Source organism: Streptomyces sp. NPDC089424, assembly GCF_044749345.1.
Classification (GTDB): Bacteria; Actinomycetota; Actinomycetes; order Streptomycetales; family Streptomycetaceae; genus Streptomyces.
The window spans coordinates 1,042,520-1,063,382 of the sequence record NZ_JBIVHU010000002.1; the positions used below are offsets into that span (position 1 = coordinate 1,042,520).

Below are 20,863 nucleotides of genomic sequence, written 5' to 3' on the forward strand. Positions count from 1 at the left end.
GCGCCTCCTACGTCTGGTCGCGGACGGAGCGGATCGCGGCCCGGATGTGCGGATAGGCGGCGCAGCGGCAGATGTTGCCGCTCATCCACTCCTTGATCTCGGCGTCGTCCCCGGCGTGTCCCTCCGCGAGCAGCGCGACGGCGGACATGATCTGGCCGGGTGTGCAGTAGCCGCACTGGAAGGCGTCCTGCTCGATGAAGGCCTGCTGCATCGGGTGCGGTTCCCCGTGGGCGGCAAGTCCCTCGACCGTGGTGATCTCGTGGCCCTCGCAGGTCATCGCCAGCGTGAGGCAGGCGAGCACCCGCCGTCCGTCGACCCACACCGTGCAGGCCCCGCAGGTGCCCTGGTCACAGCCCTTCTTCGCACCCGTCAGGTCGAGACGCTCGCGGAGCGCGTCCAGCAGGCTCACCCGTGGCTCGATGTCCAGGGCGTGCTCGGTGCCGTTGATCGACAGTCGCACCCGGACCGGGCCGGGGCCGCGTTCCACGGGTGCGGTGCCTGTTTCGGTGACGGCCTGGCCGGATGTGGACATGGGACACCTCCTGAGAAAGCACCCTTCATTCTCGTACGGGCGCAGACCGGCTGCAAAAGTTAGATTTGCGACATGGATCAGCATCTGCTCGCAGCCCGAGAACCGGTGACCGTGGTGTACACCTGGGAGGTGGTGCCCGGCAGGGAGCAGGAGTTCGAGCAGTGGGCGCACGGGCTGGAGCGGGAGGCGGCGGCCTTCCCCGGCCACCGGGGCGTGACCTGGCTGCGGCCGGAGGGCGACAGCCGTCGCTACCACGCGGTGGTCCGCTTCGCCGACACCCGGAGCCTGGACCGCTGGATGACCTCCCCCGAGCGGGCCAAGTGGCAGGATCGCGTCCAGCCCTTCGGCCGCTCGGCCCACCCGAAGCTCACCACCACCGGCCTGGAGACGTGGTTCAACCTCCCCGGCACCACGGTCCGGCCTCCCGCGCGCTGGAAGATGTCGCTGGTGACGATCCTCGCGGTCTACCCGTTCGCGCTGCTCTACGACGGGCTCTTCGCCGAGTACTTCCGCGACTGGCCGCTGGTGCCCCGCACCCTGGTGTTCCCCGTCGTGCTGGCTCCGCTGCTCACCTACGCGATCATGCCGCTGCTGAGCCGGCTCCTGCGGGCGTGGCTGTACCCGGACAAGCTGGGCGCTTGAGGGTCGGGAGGGGCGGACGGCCGGGAGGGGGCCGAGCGGCCCCCTCCCGCCTCCAGGGGGACGCTACGACTTCACGAACTCCAGGAGGTCGGGGTTGAGGACCTCCGGATGGGTCGTGAGCATGCCGTGGGGGTAGCCCTCGTACGACTTCAGGGTGCCGTGCGGGAGGAGTTCCGCGGACAGCGGTCCCGCGTCCGCGTAGGGCACGACCTGGTCGTCGGTGCCGTGCGCGACAAGGACCGGGACGTCGATCCGCTTCAGGTCCTCGGTGAAGTCGGTCTCCGAGAAGGCCTTGATGCACTCGTAGTGGGCGTTGGCCGCCCCCATCATCCCCTGCCGCCACCAGTTGTGGACCATGCCGTGGTTGATCTCCACACCGTCCCGGTTGAATCCGTAGAACGGCCCCGAGGGCACGTCGAGGTAGAACTGCGAACGGTTGGCGGCGAGGGCGGCGCGGAACTCGTCGAAGACCTCGATCGGCGTGCCACCGGGGTTGGTGTCCGACTTGACCATGATCGGCGGCACCGCGCCGACCAGCGCGGCCTTCGCCACCCGGCCGGGCTCGGCGCGCGCGACGTAGTGTGCGACCTCTCCGCCGCCGGTCGAGTGGCCGATGTGCACGGCCCCCTGAAGATCGAGCGCGTCGGTCAGCGCCGCGACGTCGGCGGCGTAGGTGTCCATCTCGTGGCCCGTCGCGGACTGGCTGGAGCGTCCGTGCCCGCGCCGGTCGTGGGCGATCACGCGGTAGCCGTGGGACAGGAAGAACAGCATCTGGTTGTCCCAGTCGTCGGCACTGAGCGGCCAGCCGTGGTGGAAGACGATCGGCTGCCCGTCCCGCGGCCCCCAGTCCTTGTAGAAGATGGTCGTGCCGTCGGAGGTGGTGACCGTGCCCATTGCTGATCCTTCCGCTGGAGAGGCCTCGGGAGGCTGAGGCGGCCTGCTCGTGCGACGGACGCCGGCGCGTCGTGGGGCAGCCGGCGTCCAGCCGGACGAAGGCACCGGACCGGCGGGCCGAGGGCCGCGGCCGAGTCCATGCCAGCCACGTTACGCCCGCCTCCCGGATACCTCATTTCCTGCGCGGGGGCGGCAGGGGGCACCCGACCACCGGCATACGCCCTTCCGCCACCCCTGTCGCGCACGGGTGTCACCCGGGGGTAACTCCAGGTGGTTCGATGTGCGGCGCCACTCACCTCTTCACCCCCACAGGGAGATCCAGTGACGCTTCCCGCAGCGCGCCGCGCCCCCGGCGCCGTCGTGCTCGCCTTCTCTCTGGCCGCCGCCGGGCTCGCGGGTTCGGCGCCCGCCGCGGCCGCCGCCGAGCAGACCCCGCCGCTGCGGGTGCTGTCGTACAACGTCTTCCTGTTCAGCAAGACCCTCCATCCCCACTGGGGCCAGGACCACCGGGCCGCGCGGATCGCGCAGGCGCCCTTCTTCGGCGGCAACGACGTCGTGGTCGTGCAGGAGGCGTTCGACAACTCGTCCTCGGACGCGCTGAAGAGCGCCGCGGCGGCGAGCTACCCGCATCAGACCCCCGTGGTCGGGCGCGGCAGGAGCGGCTGGGACGCGACCGGCGGCGCGTACTCGGCGACGACCCCCGAGGACGGCGGGGTGGCGATCCTCAGCAAGTGGCCGATCCTGCGCAAGGAACAGTGGGTCTACAAGGACGCGTGCGGCTCGGACTGGTGGTCCAACAAGGGCTTCGCCTACGTCGTCCTGGACGTGAACGGCAGCAAGGTGCACGTCCTCGGCACACATGCCCAGTCCACCGACCCCGGGTGCGACGCGGGCGAGGCGGCGGCGATGCGCAGCCGCCAGTTCCGGGCCGTCGACGCGTTCCTGGACGGCAAGAACATCCCGGCGGGTGAGCAGGTGCTGGTCGCCGGTGACCTGAACGTCGACTCCCGCAGTGCCGAGCACGCCTCGATGCTCACGGACGCCGGGCTGGTGGACGGCACCGCGCGCACGGGCCACCCGTACTCCTTCGACACCGCGGAGAACTCCCTCGCGCGAGGCCGCTACCCCGACGATCCGCGGGAGGACCTCGACTTCGTCCTCCACCGGGCGGGGCACGCCCGGCCGGCGCTCTGGACGAACGAGGTGGTCAGGGAGCGGAGCGCGCCCTGGACGGTGACGAGCTGGGGTACCGACTACACGTACACCAACCTCTCCGACCACTATCCGGTGCTCGGCCACTGACACGGTGAGGCGGGCCCCGGGTGACCGGGGCCCGCGCCGGCGGGGACCTACGGGTAGGTGTAGGTGTTCAGGGCGTTCACCGCGGAGGCGGCGTCGCCGAGCTCGTAGCGGTCCACCGCCAGGAAGTTGGGCTTCTTGCGGGCGGCCGGCTGGCAGAAGCGGCGGGCGCGGTCGGCGAGTTTGGTGTTGTCGGTGCGGACCGTGCCGGAGAGCGGGACGTCGCGGAAGTGGTTCATCACGAACAGCGGGCGGAAGCCGGGCTCACCGCGGGTCAGCGGGAGGTTGGTGTTCGCGTCGTACCAGCGGCTGTAGCAGGACCAGTCGGACGAGCCGAGGCCGGAACCCATCGACCAGTAGTTCTCGACGGTCCACTCCCGCTGGTACATCACGCCGAAGGTGTCCCGGGTCAGTCCCGCGGCCTCGTCGGCGGAGCGGCTGTGGTCCGTGAGGATCAGCAGCCGGTCGTTCGCCGCCACCAGGTCGGCCAGCCGGGGCCAGCCGTTGTCGCGCACGCCGGTGCGGTCGGGACGGTAGAGGATGTCCTCCAGGCCCGCGACGCGGGCGAGTTCGGAGCGCAGGACGCCCGGGTCGACGTAGTCCTCCAGGAAGACGGTGACGAACTGGTCGGGGTGGGTCCGCAGGAAGTCCACGATCCGCTGGAGGTCGACCCACAGGGCGACCGGCCGGCTGACCAGGGTGCAGCTGTTGTGGCAGAGGATCGCGCCGTCGGGGGTCTGGTGGATGTCCAGCATGAAGCCGCGGACGCCGTCGGCCAGTTGCTGGTCGATGCCGCGGGACTGGTTCGGCACGAGGTTCACGAACGGCGGGGCGAAGCCGCCGTCGACGCCGTTGGCGTAGGCGTTGTGCGAGGTGAGGAACGTGACCTGGTCGAGAGTGCGCCGGTCCTGGTCGGGCATGGGGGAGGTGACCGGCGTGACGGGGGTGAGGTACCAGGAGGCGAGGGCGCCCGGGGCGCCGACGGCCAGCGGGGCCGGGTAGTTGGCGCCGGCGGGCTTGGGGGCGAGCGTGAGGTGGCGGTCGGTACCGGGCGCCTTGAGGGTGTACTGGTCGGCGCCGGCCGGCGTGATCTCCCATGCCGCGTCGGCGCTCGCGCAGGCCACGGTGCGCGCCTGCTCGCCCGCACGGCCGAGGCAGCTGCCGGCGGCGACGGTGTTCTCGAGGACGTACGAGGTGCCGCTCGGACGGAGGTTCCACTGCTGGCGGTCCTCGTTGCCCTTGGGTCTGTGCTGCTCGACGACGCCCTGGTTGTCGGCCGCGTTGAGGCCGGTGGTGGCGCTCTGCACGTAGTACGTGCCCGGCGCCGGGGCCGCCGCGGCGGCCCCCGCCGGGGGTGTGGGGGCCACGACCGCGGCGGCCAGCGCGGCGGTCGTGGCGAGCAGGGCGTGGGGGGTGCGACGCATGACGAATGCCCTTCGTTCGCGGAGCTTTGGTCAGGTGCATGACACCATGCCCCGCGAACCCACGTCAGCAGTACAGGTTGCCGCCCGGTGAAACCCCGAGGATCTGAGTGAACCGCTGGTAGTTGTTCACCCGGCTCTGCACCTGCGCGGGGTTCTTGCCGTCGCACTCCAGGGAGCCGTTGATGCTCCGGATGGTGTGCCCGAAGCCGGCGCCGTTGACCATGGCGTTGTGGCCGGTCATGGAACCCGGGCCGGACTGGGTGTTCCAGTACCACAGGCCCGTCTTCCAGGCGACGGAGGCGTTGTTCTGCACCATCCAGGGGTCGCCCAGCAGATTCAGGCCGAGCGCGTCGCCCGCGGCCTTGTAGTTGAAGTTCCAGCTCAGCTGGATCGGACCCCGGCCGTAGTAGGCGGCCTGCCCGGCCGGACAGCCGTACGGCTGGCCCCAGTCGCAGTAGTGCGGGTAGTTGGCCTGGTTCTGCTCGACGATGTGGACGAGACCGCCGGTCTCGTGACCGACGTTGGCAAGGAAGGCCGCGGCCTCCTGCTTCTTCACGGTGTCGCTGCCCGTGTTGGCGAAGCCGGGGTACGCGCTGAGCGCGGCGGTCAGGCCGCTGTAGGTGTAGAACGAGTTCCGGCCCGGGAACATCTGGTTGAACTGCGCCTCGCTGACCACGAATCCGGCGGCTGACGCGGTGGGGGCCGGCTGCAGGGCCAGGGCTGCGCCCGCGAGGGCGAGCGAGCTCAGGAGTGCGGAGATGCGGATACGACGCCTCGACAAGGTTCGGCTCCTTTGCGGAACACGGCCGCTCCCGGGAAGGACGTCGGGGGCGGCCGTGGTGGGGGGTTGGTCCGCCACTCAACCGCGTTGGTCTGTACCAGTCAAGGGTGTAGACCAGTCAAACGCCCGGGCATCGCCGATGAGTTGAGGCAAGCAGATACCGGACCGGCGCACGGCGCCGGTCCGGCGTGGTGGTTCAGGCCCTAGCTCCTACGCCCCGTGGGCCGCCCCTGGCGCAGAAAGCGGCGCAACCGGGTCAGCGGCCAGGTGTTGATCACGTCGTCCTTGGTCAGCCAGCCGCGCTGTGCCATGCCCACGCCGTAGCGCAGATGGGCGAGATGGAGGACGGAGTGGGCGTCGCTGTCGACGGCGAACTTCACCCCGTACCGCTTGGCCCGCAGGATGTGCTCGTCGTTCAGGTCCAGCCGGTCGGGGTGGGAGTTGATCTCCAGGGCCGTGCCGGTGCGCGCGCACGCCTCGAAGAGCGCGTCCAGATCCACGTCGACGCCGGGCCGCCTGCCGATGAGGCGGGTGGTGGGGTGGCCGATGACGTGGACGTACGGGTTCTCGCAGGCGCGCAGGAACCGCCGGGTCATCGCCTCGCGGCTCTGGTTGAAGTGCGAGTGCACCGAGGCCACGCACAGGTCGAAGCCGGCCAGGAAGTCGTCCGGCCAGTCCACGCCGCCGTCGGGGTCGATGTTCAGCTCCACACCGTGCAGCAACCGCATCCCGCCGCGCCTGCCGCGCCGCCCGTACTCCTCGTCGAGCTCCCGGACGCGCTCGCGCTGCGCCAGCATCCGCTCGTCGGTCATGCGCTGCATGAAGAGGTTGGGCGCGTGGTCGGTGATCGCGTAGTAGGCGTGGCCGCGCGCGGCGGCCGCGGCGACCATCTCCTCCAGCGGGGCGAGCCCGTCCGTGAGGTCGGTGTGGGTGTGCAGATCACCCCGGAGGTCGGACTCCCGCACCAGCTCCGGCAGTTCGCCACGCGCCCCGGCCTCGATCTCGCCGCGGTCCTCGCGCAGCGCCGGCGGGATCCAGGGCAGTCCGAGGAGCGCGTAGACGTCCTCCTCCTTCTCGGAGACGATCCGCTCGCCGCTCTCGACGTCGAACAGCCCGTACTCGGAGAGCTTGAACCCCTGGTGCACGGCCCGCTCCCGGGTGCGGATGTTGTGGGCCTTGGAGCCCGTGAAGTACTGGAGTGCCGCTCCCCAGGAGTCCGGCGGGACGACCCTGAGGTCGACGGCGAGGCCCTTGGTCGTGCGGAGCGACGTCTTGGTCGTGCCGCGCGCGACGACCTCCCCGGTCTCGGGCAGTTCGGTGAAGGCCCGCATCAGGGGCTCCGAGTCCTCGGCGGCGGCCAGGACGTCGACGTCCCCGATCGTCTCGCGCCCGCGGCGCAGCGAACCGGCGTAAGCGCACCGCAGGCAGCCCGGCACCTGCGACAGCCGGGCGACGATGCCCTCGGCGACATCCGTGGCGGCGTCGATCAGGACCCGGTCCCCGGAGGAGCGCAGCAGCGCGATGCCGTGCAGGATGTTCTCCTCGGTCCTCGGCCCGAAGCCCTTCAGGTCCCGCAGCCGTTCCTCGTGGACGGCCTCGGCCAGTTCCTCGATCGAGGAGATGCCCAGCCGCTCGTGGATCGCCATGGCCTTCTTGGGACCCAGCGTCGGTATCGCGGTCAGCCGCCGCACGCCCGCGGGGATCCTCGCCCGCAGTTCCTCCACCGCCGTGACCCGGCCGGCGCCGAGGTATTCGACGATCTTCTCCGCGATCGACCTGCCGACGCCCGGGATCTCCTGGAGGCCCTTGAGGTCGAGCGTCGACACGTCGGCGTGGTGACCGCCGATCGCCCGGGCGGCCTTCTCGTACACCCGGGCCCGGAACGCGTCTCCCCCGGTGATCGAGATCAGGTCCGCGTACTCCGCGAACAGCGCGGCGACCTCATCGTTGGAACGAGCCACGTCTCCAGGGTAGGCACCACGTCGCGGGCCCCGCTCAGCTGAGCGGCCCGTCCCCGGAATCGACACCCCCGGCCACGGCAGCGGAAGATCTTGCCATGACCACCCCATCGCACCCGCTCGTCGCCCGCGCCCAGCGGCTGGCGGACGACCTCCTCGCCCCGCAGGCCGCGGCGGTCGACCGCACGGAGGTGCCCGTCGGGCACATCGAGGCGATCAAGCGGTCCGGGCTGCTCGGGCTCGGCGCGCCCGAGGAGTACGGCGGCTCGGCCGCGCCCGCCGCGGTGGCCCGTGCGACGGCGGAGATCCTCGCGGGGGCCTGCTGCTCGACCTGGTTCGTCCAGACGCAGCACCACACGCCGGTCGCGACGCTGGTGAAGGGCGAGGCACCGGTCCGGGAGCGGCTGCTGGGTCCGATGGCCCGCGGCGAGTTGCTGTCGGGCGTCGCCTACGCGCATCTGCGGGCCCACCCCCGCACTCCGGTGCGGGTGGAGCGGGCGCGCGGCGGATGGCGGTTCGAGGGGACCGTGCCCTGGTACACCGGCTGGGGCCTCAACGACGTGATGCTGCTCGCCGGGATCACCGACGGCGGCGAGGCCCTGTTCGCCTTCACCGAGGCGCGGGAGCAGCCGGGGCTGCGCCCCTCTCCCCCGATGCGGCTCGCGGCGCTCACCGCGGCGCGCACGGTGTCGCTGGAGCTGGACGGGCTGTGGCTGCCCGAGGAGGCGGTCGCCCTGCGGAAGCCGTACGAGCAGTGGGCCGCCGAGGACCGCCCGAAGACGGTGGCCGCCTCCCCCGCGGTCTTCGGCGTCACCGAGGCCGCCCTCGGCCTGCTGGACGACGACGTCGCGGGACCGCTGCGCGCCCGCCTCTCCGGGATCCGCGACCGGGCCTACGCGCTGGCCGACGAGGCGGCGCCGCACCAGCACCTGGACGAACGGCTCACGCTCAGGCTGCGGTCGTACGAGGTGATGCGCGCGGCGACCACCGCGGCCGTGGTGTCGGGCGGCGGCCGGTCGATGGCGCTGGACGGAACGGCCCAGCGGCTCGCCCGCGAGGCCCTGTTCCTGCTGGTCCAGGGCCAGACCGCCGAGTCACGCCGGGCGCACCTGGACGCCCTGGCCTCCTGAGGCGAACGGCAACCCGGCGCGCGCCGGGGGCTCCGGCCGTTCAGCCCGCCGCCGCCAGCAGGGGGGTGCGGCCCAGGGCGGCCGAGAACTGGTCGACCACCTGACCGAGCGCCTCCGCGGCGGCGGGCGCGACGGTGAGGGTGCCGTCGTCGTGCACGGTGATGTCCCTGTCGAGGGTGAACCAGCCCTGCACGATGTGGCCCGCCCCCATGGAGGACAGCACCGGGCGCAACGCGTAGTCGATGGCGAGGACATGGGCGGCGGTGCCGCCGGTCGCGAGCGGCAGCACGGTCTTGCCGGTGAGGGCGTACTGCGGCAGCAGGTCGAGGAGCGCCTTGAGGACGCCGGAGTACGACGCCTTGTACACGGGCGTGCCCACCACGACCCCGTCGGCGCGGGCGAACTGCTCGGTGACCCGGAGGATCGCCGGGTGCCGTAGGTCGGCGCCGAGCAGGGCCTCGGCGGGGACGGTGCGGATGTCGAGCGGGACGACGTCGTGGCCCTGCGCGACCAGCCGTCGGTCCAGGTGGCGCAGCAGTCGGTCGGTGCGGGAGGAGGCGGAGGGGCTGCCGGAGACGGACAGTACGGTGGCCATGGATTCTCTTTTCCGGGCGGATCGGGTTCCGGGCGGATCGGGCGGGTCCGGGGCGTCGTGGCCGTGGGGTCGGGCGGGCCGGAACTCCGTTGCCCCGGACGACCGGACGGTCATGACCGGGCGGCTACCGGTGCGTGCCCGGGCATGCGGGAACTCCTGTCACGCCCAGCCGTACGGAAAGGCCGGCCGCGCCGCAGCGCGGCACGGGTGCGCCGCACGCACACGAAGGAGACCCGGAGTGCCGGGAAGGCCCGACTGCGCTACGGCAGGGGCGAGGTGGAAGCAGCCGCGGCAGTGCTCAGCGCGCGGCGCGACAGGAGGCGCTGGAGACGCGTGCGAGGTCGACATGGCGTCGCCGCGTGAGGTCCAGTCGCATCAGCATGCCCTCGATCGTGGCAGCCGCCGGACGGGACCGTCAAGGAACTCCGGGCCGATCTCGCATCGCGGACCAGGGAGCATCGCGAGGCGGTGACAGGAAAGCACCTGAACCGGCCCCGGGATCCGTCGTGTTCGTCCTCCGGCGGTCCGCCGCCGCGCGCACCGGTCGCCTCGGGCCGCACCGGTGGCCGGAACACGTCGCCGCGACGCGAGGCTCCGGGCGGCCGGTGGTCAGTCCTCGTCGCGGGCCGGGACCACCACGAGGAACGCGTCCTGCTTCAGATCCATCACCACCGTCGCCGACTCGCCCTCGGCGCGCAGCGCGGCGGCGTACTCCTCCGCCGGCCACGAGCCGCGCGGAGCGCCGGCGGGGAAACGCTCCATCACCTTCGCACCCATAGCCGCAGACACCTCCCACGTCCTCCGTCGAGCCCTCGACGGATACGGGCAACTCCCGTACGATTCGCCTGCCCTGGAACTCCGCGATCATGTACATCGGTGTGCGCGGCGCGCGACAGGCGGTGAACGGGCGGGGGGCCGCCGCGGTTCGGGACGCGCGGGCGTCAGTCGCCGGAGGCCCGGTGCAGGGAGAGTTCCTCGTTCAGCGCCGCCAGGAAGCGCAGCGCCACGCCGAGTTCGGCCTCGGAGAAGCGGGATCGGGCGGCCGCGGTGGCCTCGGCGAGCGGGCGGTAGTACCAGTGGGCCGTCGACGGGGCTGCGGAGGCGTAGCGCAGATGGACGACGCGGCGGTCGGTGCCGCCCCTGACCCGGCGGATGAGGCCCGCGCGCTCCAGACGCTCCACGCAGGCGGAGACGGATCCGGAGGTGAGTCCGAGGTGCTTGCGCAGTCGCCCCGGCGTCATGGGGCCGTCGGTGTCCAGGATGGCCGCGAGCGCCTGCACGTCGGTGGCGTTCAGGTCGTTGCCCGCCAGTCCGTGGACCAGACGGTTGATCTCGACGTTCATCCGGCGCAGCTGCACGGCGAGGTGCCTGAGGTCGACGCCTCCCGGGGCCCCGGGAGGGCGCCGGTTACCGGGCCCGTGCGCATGATCGGTTCTCTTCACGATGATCAGAGTAGTGACGTCTACACATAAAGGCGAAATAAGAGCAGAATGGACATACGCGGCGCTTAACGCATACCGCACCAGCCGCGATCTGGCCAGCGAAGTCAGAAGGAGACGAGTCATGGCCAACGTCCAGCCCACCAGAGGTGACATAACCAGCCACCCTGATGCCTACGAGATGCGGGCCCGCTACGCGCGCATGCTCGGCGGCCGTGATGTGGCACTCGTGGACGGACCGGTGTTCCTGCTCGGTCTGTACTGTGCCGTATCACCCTGGGTGGTCCACTACGCCACCAGCCAAGCCGCACTCACGACCCACAACCTGATCATCGGGATCGCGATCGGCCTGCTGGCACTCGGGTTCACACGGGCACCCGAACGCATGTACGGCCTCAGTTGGGCCATGTGCGCGCTGGGTGTGTGGATGATCATCTCGCCGTGGATCGTCGGCTCGAACCCGGACGCGGGTGTCGTCTGGAACAACGTCATCATCGGTGCCCTGGCTGTGATCCTGGGCCTGGTGTGCGCCGGTACGGCAGCGAAGAGCGTCCCCAAGCCGTAGGTATCCCCGACAGGAAGGGAGTCGATGAGACAGCAGCGAGGCCGGCCCGCCATGCCTGGCGGACCGGCCGTTTCCGTGGCTCAGGGGCCCGGGACCAGCCAGGGTTCCTGAGGCAGCGGACTGCCGGTCTCCAGCAGCGACTTGAGGTTGGACAGCACGGCCGCCCAGCCGGACGCCGCGTCGGCACGCTCGGCCTCGTCGGCGAGGTCCTCATGGGTGACGGTCAGGCGGACGATGTCGCCGTGCTGCCGGATGTCGAAGGTGACGCGCGAATGGCCGGCCCCTTCGCCCTCGCCACCCTCGTCGCCGGGCGCCGCCCAGGTGGTGACCAGGCGCGTCGGACGCTCGCTCACGGCGACGGTGCCGACCACGTCGGCGACGCCGGAACCGTCCGTGCGCACATGGGCCCAGCGGGAGCCCTGCCGCCAGTCGGAGACGTTGCTGTGACCCCAGTAGACGGCGGTGAGGTCGGCGTCGGTGAGCGCGTCCCAGACCTTCTCCGGGGTGCTCTCGATGTAGGTGACGTACACGAACGTGGGCTTGTCGGTCATGGCTTCCTCGGCTTGTCGCTTCACGGCGCCGAGCACGCGCAGGCGCGGGTGCTCGAACTTGTCGATCCACCGCTCCTGGATCTCGTGGAGCGGCACCGGATTCAGGTAGTGCAACTTCGTCCGGCCCCGTCGCACCGTGCTGACCAGGTTGGCGTCCTCCAGGACCGCCAGATGCTGGGTCACCGACTGGCGGGTCATCGCGATGCGCTCGCACAGTTCGCCCAGGGTCTGACCGTTCTCCTCGTGCAGCCGGTCCAGCAGGCGCATGCGGGTCTCGTCGGCCAGGGCCTTGAAGACCCTGTCCATCCGGAAGTCGTCGTCTTCTGATCGCACACTCCAAGTTATGCAGCCAATTACCTGCATGTCAATGCGGGACGATTCCGGGAGGCGGCCGCCCCGCAACGGGGTGTGGACTTGACCCGCCGATGCCACCGACGGAAACAGACGGAACCAGACGGAAACAGACGGAAGAGGAGACCACGCATGGTGAGCGAAGCCGAGCTGCCGCATCTGCGCCGCTGTGTCGAGCTGGCGGGCCAGGCACTGGACGCCGGGGACGAGCCGTTCGGCTCGGTGCTGGTCGACGGGGACGGCGCGGTGCTCGCCGAGGACCGCAACCGGGTGGCCTCGGGCGACCGCACCCGGCATCCGGAGTTCGCACTCGCGCGCTGGGCCGCGGAGCATCTGCCGCCGGAGCGGCGGGCGACGGCTACGGTGTACACGTCCGGTGAGCACTGCCCGATGTGCGCGGCCGCGCACGCCTGGGTGGGCCTCGGACGCATCGTGTACGTGGCGTCCTCGCAGCAGCTCGTCTCATGGCTGGCGGAGCTGGGCGTACCGGCACCGCCGGTACGGACACTGCCGGTGAACGAGGTGGCGCCGGGCGTCACCGTGGAGGGTCCGGTCCCCGAGCTCACCGACGAGATCCGGGAGTTGCACCACCGCTTCCACCGCGCCCGTTCCTGACACCCCGGGCCCCTCGGCCATGCCACGGACGGGCCGACCTCCCGCACGCGCCGACCGACGACCCGCGCCCCAGGCCGCGCCGAGCCCGCGTGACCGCAACGGCTACCTGCCCACGCCGCCGCCTCCTGCGCGGCGGCGTTCGCGGCGAACGCGCCGATGCCGAGCAACGCGGCGACCTCGCGCCCCGGCCCGTCCCGGGGGGCTTGAGACGGCGCGCGAACCGGCCAGGGGCAGGGGAGCACGCGGGCCCCGGACGACCACCCCGAAGCCGGCCAACCGATGGCCGAGCCCGGGGCCCCGCAGGAAGACCCGCGCCAGGCCGGACGCCTGCCTACGCCGCCGCCTCCCGGGCGCGTTCGCGGCGAACGCGCCGACGCCGAGGAACACGGCGACCTCACGCCCCGGCCCGCCCCGGGGGCCAGGGGGCGCAGCCACCCGTGGACGGGCGCGCCCGCGACCCCGCAGGGCCGAACGGGCCAGGGCAAAGGGAGCACTCGCGCCCCGGACGACGACCCCGAAGCCGGCCAACCGATGGCCGAGCCCGGGGCCCCGCAGGAAAACCCGCGCCGGGCCGGACCACCTGCCTACACCGCCGCTTCCTGCGCGGCGGCGTTCGCGGCCAACACGCCGACGGCGAAGAACGCGGCGGCCCCACGCCCCGGCCCACCCCCGGGGGCCGGGGAGCGCAGCCACCCGTGGACGGGCGCCGCCGCAGGGGCGAACCGGCCAAGGGCAAGGCGGCACTCGCGCCCCGGACGACCACCCCGGAGCCGGCCGACCGTGGTCGGGCCCGGGTCCGCAGGGGGATCCGCACCCGACCGGATACCGGACAGGCAGCGGTCACGCCGCAAGAGCCCACCCCTGGGCCGGTCGACGGGCGAGCCAGATCCCGGGCACCGGCCGAGTGACGCTCACGGCCCCAGGGCCCGCCACGGAGCCGCCGGGCCGTCGGCCCGCGGTCTCATCAGGGCGCGAGGGGGCGCGGGCCCGGTGGTACTCGACCTCCTGGCCACGGCGGCCCCCGGGGCCGGAACGGCTAGCGCACGGCGTCGGGGCGGAAGCGGCGGTACAGGGCCGCCCCACCCAGCACCAGCGCGGAGGCGCCGATCGCCGTCGGCAGGGTCGCGTCCGCGCCCGTCTCCGCGAGGCCGGGCGTGGTCGGCTCCGCGACGCGCGGGGGCGTCGGCTTCGGCGCCGGGTGGGCCTTCGGCGGGGTCGACGGTCGCGGCGTCGACTCCTCGGGGCGGACCGGGCCGCCGTTCTCGGACTCGTTGCCGACGGCCGCGTTGCCGACGCCGACGACGTTCACGCTGTTGCCGGTGACGTTCACCGGCAGATCCACCGGGAGCTGCACCCCGTTGCCGGAGAGCACGCCGGGCGAATCCTTTCCGCTGCCCTCGGCGGACGCTCCCCCGCCCGCCGCGGAACCCGTGCCGGATCCCTTCGTGGCGTCGCCGGTGTTGGCGCAGCGGTTGCCCGCGGCGGGGTTCAGCAGCCCCACCACGTTCACGGTGTTCCCGCACACGTTCACCGGGACGTGCACCGGGAGCTGGATGGTGTTGCCGGAGATCAGCCCTGGCGAGCCGACCGCGGCTCCGTCGGCCGCGGAGTCCGCGTACGCCGGAAACGTCACAGCCATCGCGCCGGACGCGGCGGCGACGGCGATCACACCGTTTCGGGTAACCCGTTTCATGGGGTCCCTGCCTTCCAGACGAGGTCACGGGCACTCACCCGCACCGGATAAAACGCAGGTGAACCATCCGAGTTATGGCTTATCCGCCTTTCACCCCACCGAGTGACACGTTTGTCGAACTGGCAGTAAAGCCATCCGAATCCTTGCACACAGTCCGTAACCGAACGTACCGGACGTGTGAGCCGAACAGGTGAGAGCGGCTCCCGACGCCGTACCGGCCCCGGAGGCGGCTGTCACGAGTGCCGCTTATCGTGGGCGAGGGCGCCGTTCACCGGTCCCCCGCGGGGCCCCTTGGAGGCATCGATGCTGGCCAAGCCGTCACCGCTGCGCGCGGTACGACGCCACTCGGTCGCCGGAGCCATCGGCCTGGCGATGCTGGGCGCCGGCGTGCCGGCGACAGCCACGGACGACTCACAGCCCGACCTGACGCGGTTCTACCGGCAGAAGGTCGTGTGGAAGAAGTGCGAGGGCGGGACGGTCTCCGGCGATCTGCAGTGCGGGAAGGTCACGGTCCCCCTGGACTACGCCCGCCCGGCCGCCGGAACACTCGACCTGGCAGTCGCCCGGTACCGGGCCAGCGGCCACAAGCGCGGCTCGCTGCTGCTGAACTTCGGCGGTCCCGGCGGCCCGGGCGTCAGCGAACTCGCGCACAGCGGTGACGACTTCATGGCCCTGACCGACGGCTACGACGTGGTGAGCTTCGATCCGCGGGGCGTCGGCCGCTCCTCGCCGGTCAGTTGCGGCGACAGCCCGTACGCCGGAGCGGAGGTCACGGCCGGGACCGACGAGACGCTGCGTGATCCGAACGCGGTGCTGCGGCAGTTGAAGAGGGCGGCCGAGGAGTGCGCCAAGCACTCCGGGCCCGTGATGCCGCACATGGGCACGATCAACGTCTCCCGGGACATGGACGTCATCCGTCAGGCGCTCCGCGACGACAAGCTCAACTTCCTCGGCTTCTCCTACGGATCGCGCCTCGGCGCCGTCTACGCGGCCCAGTTCCCCGACAAGGTGGGCCGCATGGCGCTGGACGGCGTCGACACGCTGACGGAGTCGCTCGCCGAGCAGGGCGTGGCGGGCGCCGCGGGGCAGCAGACCGCGCTGGACGACTTCATCGACTGGTGCGTGAAGGACATCGCCTGCCCGTTCGGCCAGGACGCGCGGGTGGCGCGCGAGGAGGTCGTGCGCCTGGTCCGTTCGATGGACGAGGACCCGGTCCCGACCGCGTTCAGCGGCGAGTTCACCGGTCAGGACCTGGTCGGTGCGCTGAGCCAGGCGCTCTACAGCAGAGACATGTGGCCGTCGCTCGAACGCGCGCTGGCCTCGCTGGTGGAGGACGGGGACACCTCGGGCGTCGAGGCCTTCGCCACCGGTGGCCTGGCGGCCGCGGGAGCGCGCCAGGGCCGCCAGGAGGACTCGCCGTCCGCCGACGGCGGACTCGTGGACCAGGAGAACGTCCCTCTGGACAACCTCCCGGCCGCGCTGATGGCGGTCAACTGCGCCGATGACCCCGACCGGCCCACGGCCCGGCAGATCACCGGGAACCTCGGCCGGCTGCGGGCCGCCTACGAGGCGGCGTCCCCGGTCTTCGGCCCGTTCCGTCTCACCCAGGTCCTGCTGTGCTACGGCCGTCCCAAGGGCACCGATTTCATCCGTGACGAGGTGAAGGACGTCGACGGCCCGAAGATGTTGCTGGTCGGCACCCGCGGCGACCCGGCGACGCCGTACCGCTGGGCCGTCCAGACGGCGAAGCGGCTGGGTCCCTCGGCCGTACTGCTCGACAACAAGGGCGAGGGCCACACCGGTTACATGTCGTCCAAGTGCGTGCGCGGCAAGGTGGACGACTTCCTGCTGTACGGCACCCTGCCGCCGAGCGGCAGCTCCTGCGGTTCCGAGAACGGCGCGGGCGCCTCGCCGTGAGGGGGCGCATTGCCCCAAATGCCTGATACGCGAATCGGCCCTATGGTGCTGTCATGGAGCACGCACTCAGTCCCACGACCCTGTCCGAGCTGCGCCGCCCGCGCCCCTACCCGGCGGTCTCCGTGCTGACGCCGACGCACCGCAGGGAGCCGTACAACGCGCAGGACCGGGTCAGGCTGCGCAATGTGGTGTCCGAGGCCAAGAGGCAGCTGGAGGCCGATCCCGCGGTGACCCGGGAACGGCGCGCCGATGTGGCGGCCCAGCTCGACCAGGCACTCGGCGAGGTCGATCTGACCCATTCCGAGGACGGCCTGGTGATCTATGCCGCCCCTGGTGAGCACCAGGTGTGGTCCCTCGGCCGTACCGTGCCCGAGCGGGTGGTGCTCTCCGACACCTTCCTCACCCGCAACCTGGTCTCCGCCCAGGTGTCCGAGCGGGCGTTCTGGGTGCTGTCGGTCTCCGCCGACCGCGCCACCCTGTGGAACGGCGGCGGGGGCCGCGTCGCCGAGGAGCGCAGCGGGGGCTTCCCGCTCGCCCGCAGGCCGGAGAACTTCGACCCGGAGCGCCTGGAACGCGTCGGCGACATGCCGAGCACCTTCCGCGACGAGGGAACCCGGCACTTCCTGCGGGAGGCCGACGCCGCCGTCGGCGCGATCCTGCGGGAGCGCCCACGGCCGCTGTACGTGACCGGTGAGCAGGCCGCGCTGTCCTGCCTCGACGAGGTCGGGGACGCCTCACGGCGGGCCCTGCACATCGCCTACGGCGGACTCGCGCAGGGCACCCCTGAGGCCGTGTGGCAGGCGGTGGGGGCCATCGTCGAGGCCGAGGACATGCGGACCATCGACACGGTGACCAAGGAACTCGAATCGGCCCGCGGGCGCAAGGAGTTCGCGGCCGGTGTCGACGAGGTCTGGCAGAACGCCCGGGAGGCGCGGGTGCGGCTGCTCGCCGTCGAGGAGAACTACCGCGTGACCGTGCGCGACGACGGCGACCACCTCGTCCCGGCCTCCGGCGGCGACCTCGACGCCCGCGAGGACATCGTGGACGAGATCGTGGAGCAGTGCCTGGAGACCGGCGCCGACGTCCGCTTCGTCCCGGACGGCACCCTGGCCGACGCCGACGGCATCGCGGGAGTGCTGCGCTACTGACGGTGCCCGCGCCCTTGTGCCTACGCTACGCCGGGACATCCGGCGACAAGGGAGGGCGCTCGTGGGTGAGCTGCTGGGCGTGGCGGTGCTGGGCGCGGGGCACATGGGAGCCGATCACATACGGAGGCTGGACCGTGTGGTGAGCGGCGCCAGGGTGGCCGCGGTGGCCGACCCGGACCCGGAGCGTGCGAAGGAGGCGGCGGCCGGGATCGACGGGGTCTCGGTGCACGCGGAGGCGGAGGCGGCGCTGGAGGCGCCCGGCGTCGGCGCCGTACTGGTCGCCTCCCCCGGCCCCGCCCACGAGGAGGCATTGCTCGCGGCCTTCGCCCGCGGGCTGCCGGTGCTGTGCGAGAAGCCCATGGTGCCGGAGTCGGAGGGGGCGCTGCGGGTGGTGGAGGCGGAGGCGCGGCTCGGCCGGCGGCTCGCGCAGATCGGTTTCATGCGGCGCTACGACGCCGAGTACCGGCAGCTGAAGTCGTTGCTGGACAGCGGCAGGCTGGGGCGCCCGCTGATGCTGCACTGCGTCCACCGCAACGTCTCCTCGCCTCCGGGCTTCACCAGCGCGATGCTGGTCAACAGCTCGGTCTCGCACGAGATCGACGCGGCGCGCTGGCTGCTCGGCCAGGAACTGACCGCCGTCACGGTGGTGCGCCCCCGGTCCAGCGCGAACGCCCCCGAGGGTCTGCTCGATCCGCAGTTCGTGCTGTTCGAGACGGCGGGCGGCGCCGTGGTCGACGTCGAGGTCTTCGTGAACTGCGGCTTCGGCTACCAGGTGCGCTGCGAGGCCGTCTGCGAGTCCGGCAGCGCCCGGATCGGGGAGGGCCACACCCTGCTGGTCACCGCGGAGGGCGGAGCCCGCGAGGAGGTGCCGCAGGACTACCTCGTACGGTTCGCGGACGCCTACGACCGCCAGGTGCAGGACTGGGTCGACGCCACGCGACGGGGCCGCGTCACCGGCCCGAGCGCATGGGACGGCTACGCGGCCTCCGCCGTCGCCGAGGCCGGGGTGCGGGCGCTGGAGGGGGGCGGCCGGGTCACCGTGGGCCTCGCCACGCGTCCGGAGCTGTACGCGGGTCACGGCGGCTGACCCGGGCGGCACGGCCCGCGGCCCGGGTCAGACCCCGTCGAACAGCGAGTTCAGCCCGCGCTCGACGGCCGCGCCGACGTCCTCCTGGCCGGCCGCCACGACCGCGTACGTGCGCAGCAGGAAGCGGCGCAGCGCCGAGGTGTCGAACTGGACCAGCGCGAGTCCGCTCGTCGAGTGGAACTCGAGCACCGTGAGGGCCCTCCCGCACGGCCAGATGTGCACGTCGCCGCTGCCCGCCGGTCCCCGCACCCCCTCCTGAAGCAAGGCTCTCGCGAAGGTCCAGCTGAGCGCCTCGCCGTCGAGGCAGGACTCGGGCGGGAAGTCGAAGTGCACCGCGAGGGGGTCGGCGGACACGTAGCGAAGGGTGACGGGGACGGGAACTTCCCGCTCCTCCGCCGTGATCAGCCGGGCGCGGGCGGGCTGCTGGAGGGTGATGTCCATGCTTCGGTCTCCACTGCGGCGAGAGGGCGGCCGGTTCCATGCCGGTTCTCTTACGAGCGCGGTGCGCCCTCTCACGTACACCTTGGAACACCCATGCGACGAACACTCATTTGGGCGCGACCCGAAAGGGCCGAGAGCCCGTCAATTCACGTACGCGCGCTACGACTTGACCGTCCCGGCGCCTAGGCTTCGGCTACGTCGCGAGCAGTCCCGGAAGACGCTGGCATATGCCAGAAGCACCACCGTATCGTGTGTTGCCGAATCCCTTACAGGGCGTCGCGTGCTGTGCAACAGTCGTAACGGTCCCACCGCCAGCCTTGTCGTACCGTCCCCGCATCGGAGTGCGTCATGCCGTCCCATCTCTCTGCGGACCACCCAGCCGCCCCACCGCCAGGACGCGGCACGGTCGAAGCGCTGATATCGCAGGCGCGACGGCTCAAGGGCGACATGGACGCCGTGCGGCGGGACGCGCGCACCGACGACGCCGACCCGCGGGACCGCTGGCAGCGGGCACTCTACGACCTCGCGCTGCACCAGCTCAACGACCTCGACGAGCATCTGGCACAGCTGCGCGACGGCCCGCCCCCCGTCACCGGGACCCCGGAAGCCGCGCGGCCACCGGCGGCCGTCCCCCCGGCGCGCGGCGAGTCGTTGCTCAGCCGGGTCGGCAGCGCGGAGTGGAACCTGCTCACGGACCACGCCAGTTGGTCCGGGGAGCTGTACGAGATCCTCGGCCGCGACGCCGCCGCTCCCCCGCTCACCCTGGACGAGCTGCCCTCGCTGGTCCTCGACGCGGACCGGCCGAAGCTGACCTCGATGGTCACGGACTGCCTGGTCGACGCCAAGCGCATCGACGGCGAGTTCCGGATCGTACGGCCGGACGGCGAGGTCCGGACCGTGCACATGATGGGCGAGCCCGTGCTCGGCGCCGACGGCGGCACCGCCTCGATGTGGGCGGTGCTGCGCGACGTCAGTGAACTGCGGCGCAGCCAGCGGGCGGTGAGCGAGACCCGTGACTCGCTCCTGCGCCCGCCGGACGCCGCACGCACCGAGCACCGGCCGGCGGTCGAGCCGCAGGAGACCGTGCTGCCGCCGTGGCACGGCTCCCTGCGGCTCCCGCGCCCCGGGGGCCCGTACAGCCTGGACCTGGCGGCCCGACGGCTGCCCGCGTCGCCCGGCGAGCCGATCGGCGGCGACTGGTTCGACGCGATGGAACTTCCGCAGGGCGAGACGCTGTTGAGCGTCGGCGACCTCACCGGCCACGGCGTCGCCGTGACGTCGGGCATGGCGATGCTGCTCGGCGCGGTACGCGGCATGGCGATGGCGGGCACCCGGCCCGGCAAACTGCTGGCGTGGCTGAACCACCTGCTGGACACCACCGTCGAGCCGGTCCTGGGCAGCGCCGTCTGCTGCCGCTACCGCCCCGAGACCCGCACCCTGGTGTGGGCGCAGGCAGGACACCCCGCCCCGCTGCTGTTCCGCAACGGGACGGGGCTCAGGTGGAACGCACCGGACGGCGTCCTGCTCGGCGCGACCTCGGGTGCCGCCTACGGCGAGGCCGAGGAGACCCTCGAGGAGGGCGACCTGGTCCTGCTGCACACAGACGGCCTGGTGCCCGGGAGCAGCGGGACGGACGCGGCGCAGCGCCTCACCGGCCTTGCCCCGCGCTTCGCCGGGGCCCGGACCGCACAGGACTGCGTACGGATGGTCGTGGAGGAGTTCGGCGCGACCGATCGGCAGGACGACGCATGCGTCCTGATCGCCAGGGTCACGTCGGCCGAGCTCACGTCATAGGGCAGCG

Annotated in this window: 21 protein-coding genes; 9 read left to right on the forward strand and 12 right to left on the reverse strand. The window is 72.1% G+C overall.

Annotation, left to right across the window (positions count from 1 at the left end; translation table 11 throughout):
* Positions 1-7: 7 nt before the first annotated feature.
* The gene (locus tag ACIP2X_RS12280; RefSeq protein ID WP_401670999.1) at positions 8-532 is read right to left on the reverse strand and encodes a (2Fe-2S)-binding protein; all 525 of its coding nucleotides are present in this window, start codon (positions 530-532) and stop codon (positions 8-10) included.
* Positions 533-604: 72 nt separating this feature from the next.
* Between ACIP2X_RS12280 and ACIP2X_RS12285 the strand changes: the two genes are divergently transcribed.
* Positions 605-1,174: an antibiotic biosynthesis monooxygenase gene (locus ACIP2X_RS12285; protein WP_401671001.1), complete on the forward strand. Its 570-nt coding sequence runs from the start codon at positions 605-607 to the stop codon at positions 1,172-1,174.
* Positions 1,175-1,237: 63 nt separating this feature from the next.
* Here the strand turns inward: ACIP2X_RS12285 and ACIP2X_RS12290 are convergent, their stop codons facing one another.
* A complete protein-coding gene (locus ACIP2X_RS12290) occupies positions 1,238-2,068 on the reverse strand; it encodes an alpha/beta fold hydrolase (protein ID WP_401671003.1) in 831 nt (276 codons plus the stop codon).
* 321 nt (positions 2,069-2,389) lie between these two features.
* Here ACIP2X_RS12290 and sph point away from each other — a divergent pair, with 321 nt between their 5' ends.
* Complete coding sequence (gene sph / locus ACIP2X_RS12295) at positions 2,390-3,370, forward strand: sphingomyelin phosphodiesterase (RefSeq protein WP_401671005.1); 981 nt, start codon at positions 2,390-2,392, stop codon at positions 3,368-3,370.
* 47 nt (positions 3,371-3,417) lie between these two features.
* Here the strand turns inward: sph and ACIP2X_RS12300 are convergent, their stop codons facing one another.
* The 3 genes from ACIP2X_RS12300 to polX all read right to left on the reverse strand — a co-directional run bounded on the left by ACIP2X_RS12300 (position 3,418) and on the right by polX (position 7,533).
* The gene (locus tag ACIP2X_RS12300) at positions 3,418-4,791 is read right to left on the reverse strand and encodes a phospholipase (RefSeq protein WP_401671008.1); all 1,374 of its coding nucleotides are present in this window, start codon (positions 4,789-4,791) and stop codon (positions 3,418-3,420) included.
* A 64-nt stretch (positions 4,792-4,855) separates the two neighbouring features.
* On the reverse strand, positions 4,856-5,572 hold the full coding sequence (locus tag ACIP2X_RS12305) for a chitinase (RefSeq protein WP_401671010.1): 717 nt from the start codon (positions 5,570-5,572) through the stop codon (positions 4,856-4,858).
* 203 nt (positions 5,573-5,775) lie between these two features.
* Positions 5,776-7,533: a DNA polymerase/3'-5' exonuclease PolX gene (gene polX, locus ACIP2X_RS12310; RefSeq protein WP_401671013.1), complete on the reverse strand. Its 1,758-nt coding sequence runs from the start codon at positions 7,531-7,533 to the stop codon at positions 5,776-5,778.
* A gap of 95 nt (positions 7,534-7,628) precedes the next feature.
* Here polX and ACIP2X_RS12315 point away from each other — a divergent pair, with 95 nt between their 5' ends.
* Positions 7,629-8,660, forward strand: a complete 1,032-nt coding sequence (locus ACIP2X_RS12315; protein ID WP_401671016.1) for an acyl-CoA dehydrogenase family protein — start codon at positions 7,629-7,631, stop codon at positions 8,658-8,660.
* Positions 8,661-8,700: 40 nt separating this feature from the next.
* Here the strand turns inward: ACIP2X_RS12315 and ssuE are convergent, their stop codons facing one another.
* From ssuE to ACIP2X_RS12335, 4 genes are all read right to left on the reverse strand, one after another.
* On the reverse strand, positions 8,701-9,255 hold the full coding sequence (gene ssuE / locus ACIP2X_RS12320; RefSeq protein WP_401671018.1) for an NADPH-dependent FMN reductase: 555 nt from the start codon (positions 9,253-9,255) through the stop codon (positions 8,701-8,703).
* 298 nt (positions 9,256-9,553) lie between these two features.
* Positions 9,554-9,637: a putative leader peptide gene (locus ACIP2X_RS12325; RefSeq protein ID WP_401672320.1), complete on the reverse strand. Its 84-nt coding sequence runs from the start codon at positions 9,635-9,637 to the stop codon at positions 9,554-9,556.
* A 227-nt stretch (positions 9,638-9,864) separates the two neighbouring features.
* Complete coding sequence (locus ACIP2X_RS12330) at positions 9,865-10,032, reverse strand: hypothetical protein (RefSeq protein WP_401671021.1); 168 nt, start codon at positions 10,030-10,032, stop codon at positions 9,865-9,867.
* A 164-nt stretch (positions 10,033-10,196) separates the two neighbouring features.
* Positions 10,197-10,697 carry a MarR family winged helix-turn-helix transcriptional regulator gene (locus ACIP2X_RS12335; RefSeq protein WP_401671024.1) on the reverse strand — a complete coding sequence of 167 codons (501 nt, stop codon included), beginning with the start codon at positions 10,695-10,697 and terminating at the stop codon, positions 10,197-10,199.
* 121 nt (positions 10,698-10,818) lie between these two features.
* Here ACIP2X_RS12335 and ACIP2X_RS12340 point away from each other — a divergent pair, with 121 nt between their 5' ends.
* Positions 10,819-11,259, forward strand: coding sequence for an SPW repeat protein (locus tag ACIP2X_RS12340; protein ID WP_401671027.1), 441 nt, complete (start codon positions 10,819-10,821; stop codon positions 11,257-11,259).
* An 80-nt stretch (positions 11,260-11,339) separates the two neighbouring features.
* Here ACIP2X_RS12340 and ACIP2X_RS12345 read toward each other — a convergent pair whose 3' ends face one another.
* Positions 11,340-12,116 carry an ArsR/SmtB family transcription factor gene (locus tag ACIP2X_RS12345; protein ID WP_401672322.1) on the reverse strand — a complete coding sequence of 259 codons (777 nt, stop codon included), beginning with the start codon at positions 12,114-12,116 and terminating at the stop codon, positions 11,340-11,342.
* A 177-nt stretch (positions 12,117-12,293) separates the two neighbouring features.
* Here ACIP2X_RS12345 and ACIP2X_RS12350 point away from each other — a divergent pair, with 177 nt between their 5' ends.
* Positions 12,294-12,776, forward strand: coding sequence for a nucleoside deaminase (locus ACIP2X_RS12350; RefSeq protein WP_401671030.1), 483 nt, complete (start codon positions 12,294-12,296; stop codon positions 12,774-12,776).
* Between the two features lie 1,036 nt (positions 12,777-13,812).
* Here ACIP2X_RS12350 and ACIP2X_RS12355 read toward each other — a convergent pair.
* Entirely contained in the window at positions 13,813-14,469 is a 657-nt protein-coding gene (locus ACIP2X_RS12355; RefSeq protein ID WP_401671032.1) for a chaplin, read from the reverse strand.
* Between the two features lie 303 nt (positions 14,470-14,772).
* Here ACIP2X_RS12355 and ACIP2X_RS12360 point away from each other — a divergent pair, with 303 nt between their 5' ends.
* From ACIP2X_RS12360 to ACIP2X_RS12370, 3 genes are all read left to right on the forward strand, one after another.
* Complete coding sequence (locus ACIP2X_RS12360; RefSeq protein WP_401671034.1) at positions 14,773-16,386, forward strand: alpha/beta hydrolase; 1,614 nt, start codon at positions 14,773-14,775, stop codon at positions 16,384-16,386.
* A 53-nt stretch (positions 16,387-16,439) separates the two neighbouring features.
* The gene (locus tag ACIP2X_RS12365) at positions 16,440-17,534 is read left to right on the forward strand and encodes a chemotaxis protein (RefSeq protein WP_401671036.1); all 1,095 of its coding nucleotides are present in this window, start codon (positions 16,440-16,442) and stop codon (positions 17,532-17,534) included.
* A 61-nt stretch (positions 17,535-17,595) separates the two neighbouring features.
* Entirely contained in the window at positions 17,596-18,621 is a 1,026-nt protein-coding gene (locus ACIP2X_RS12370) for a Gfo/Idh/MocA family protein (RefSeq protein ID WP_401671039.1), read from the forward strand.
* 27 nt (positions 18,622-18,648) lie between these two features.
* Here the strand turns inward: ACIP2X_RS12370 and ACIP2X_RS12375 are convergent, their stop codons facing one another.
* Entirely contained in the window at positions 18,649-19,062 is a 414-nt protein-coding gene (locus ACIP2X_RS12375; RefSeq protein ID WP_401671041.1) for an SsgA family sporulation/cell division regulator, read from the reverse strand.
* 348 nt (positions 19,063-19,410) lie between these two features.
* On the opposite strand from ACIP2X_RS12375, the gene ACIP2X_RS12380 reads away from it, so the two are divergent.
* A complete protein-coding gene (locus tag ACIP2X_RS12380; protein ID WP_401671043.1) occupies positions 19,411-20,856 on the forward strand; it encodes a PP2C family protein-serine/threonine phosphatase in 1,446 nt (481 codons plus the stop codon).
* The last annotated feature ends 7 nt before the right edge of the window (positions 20,857-20,863 follow it).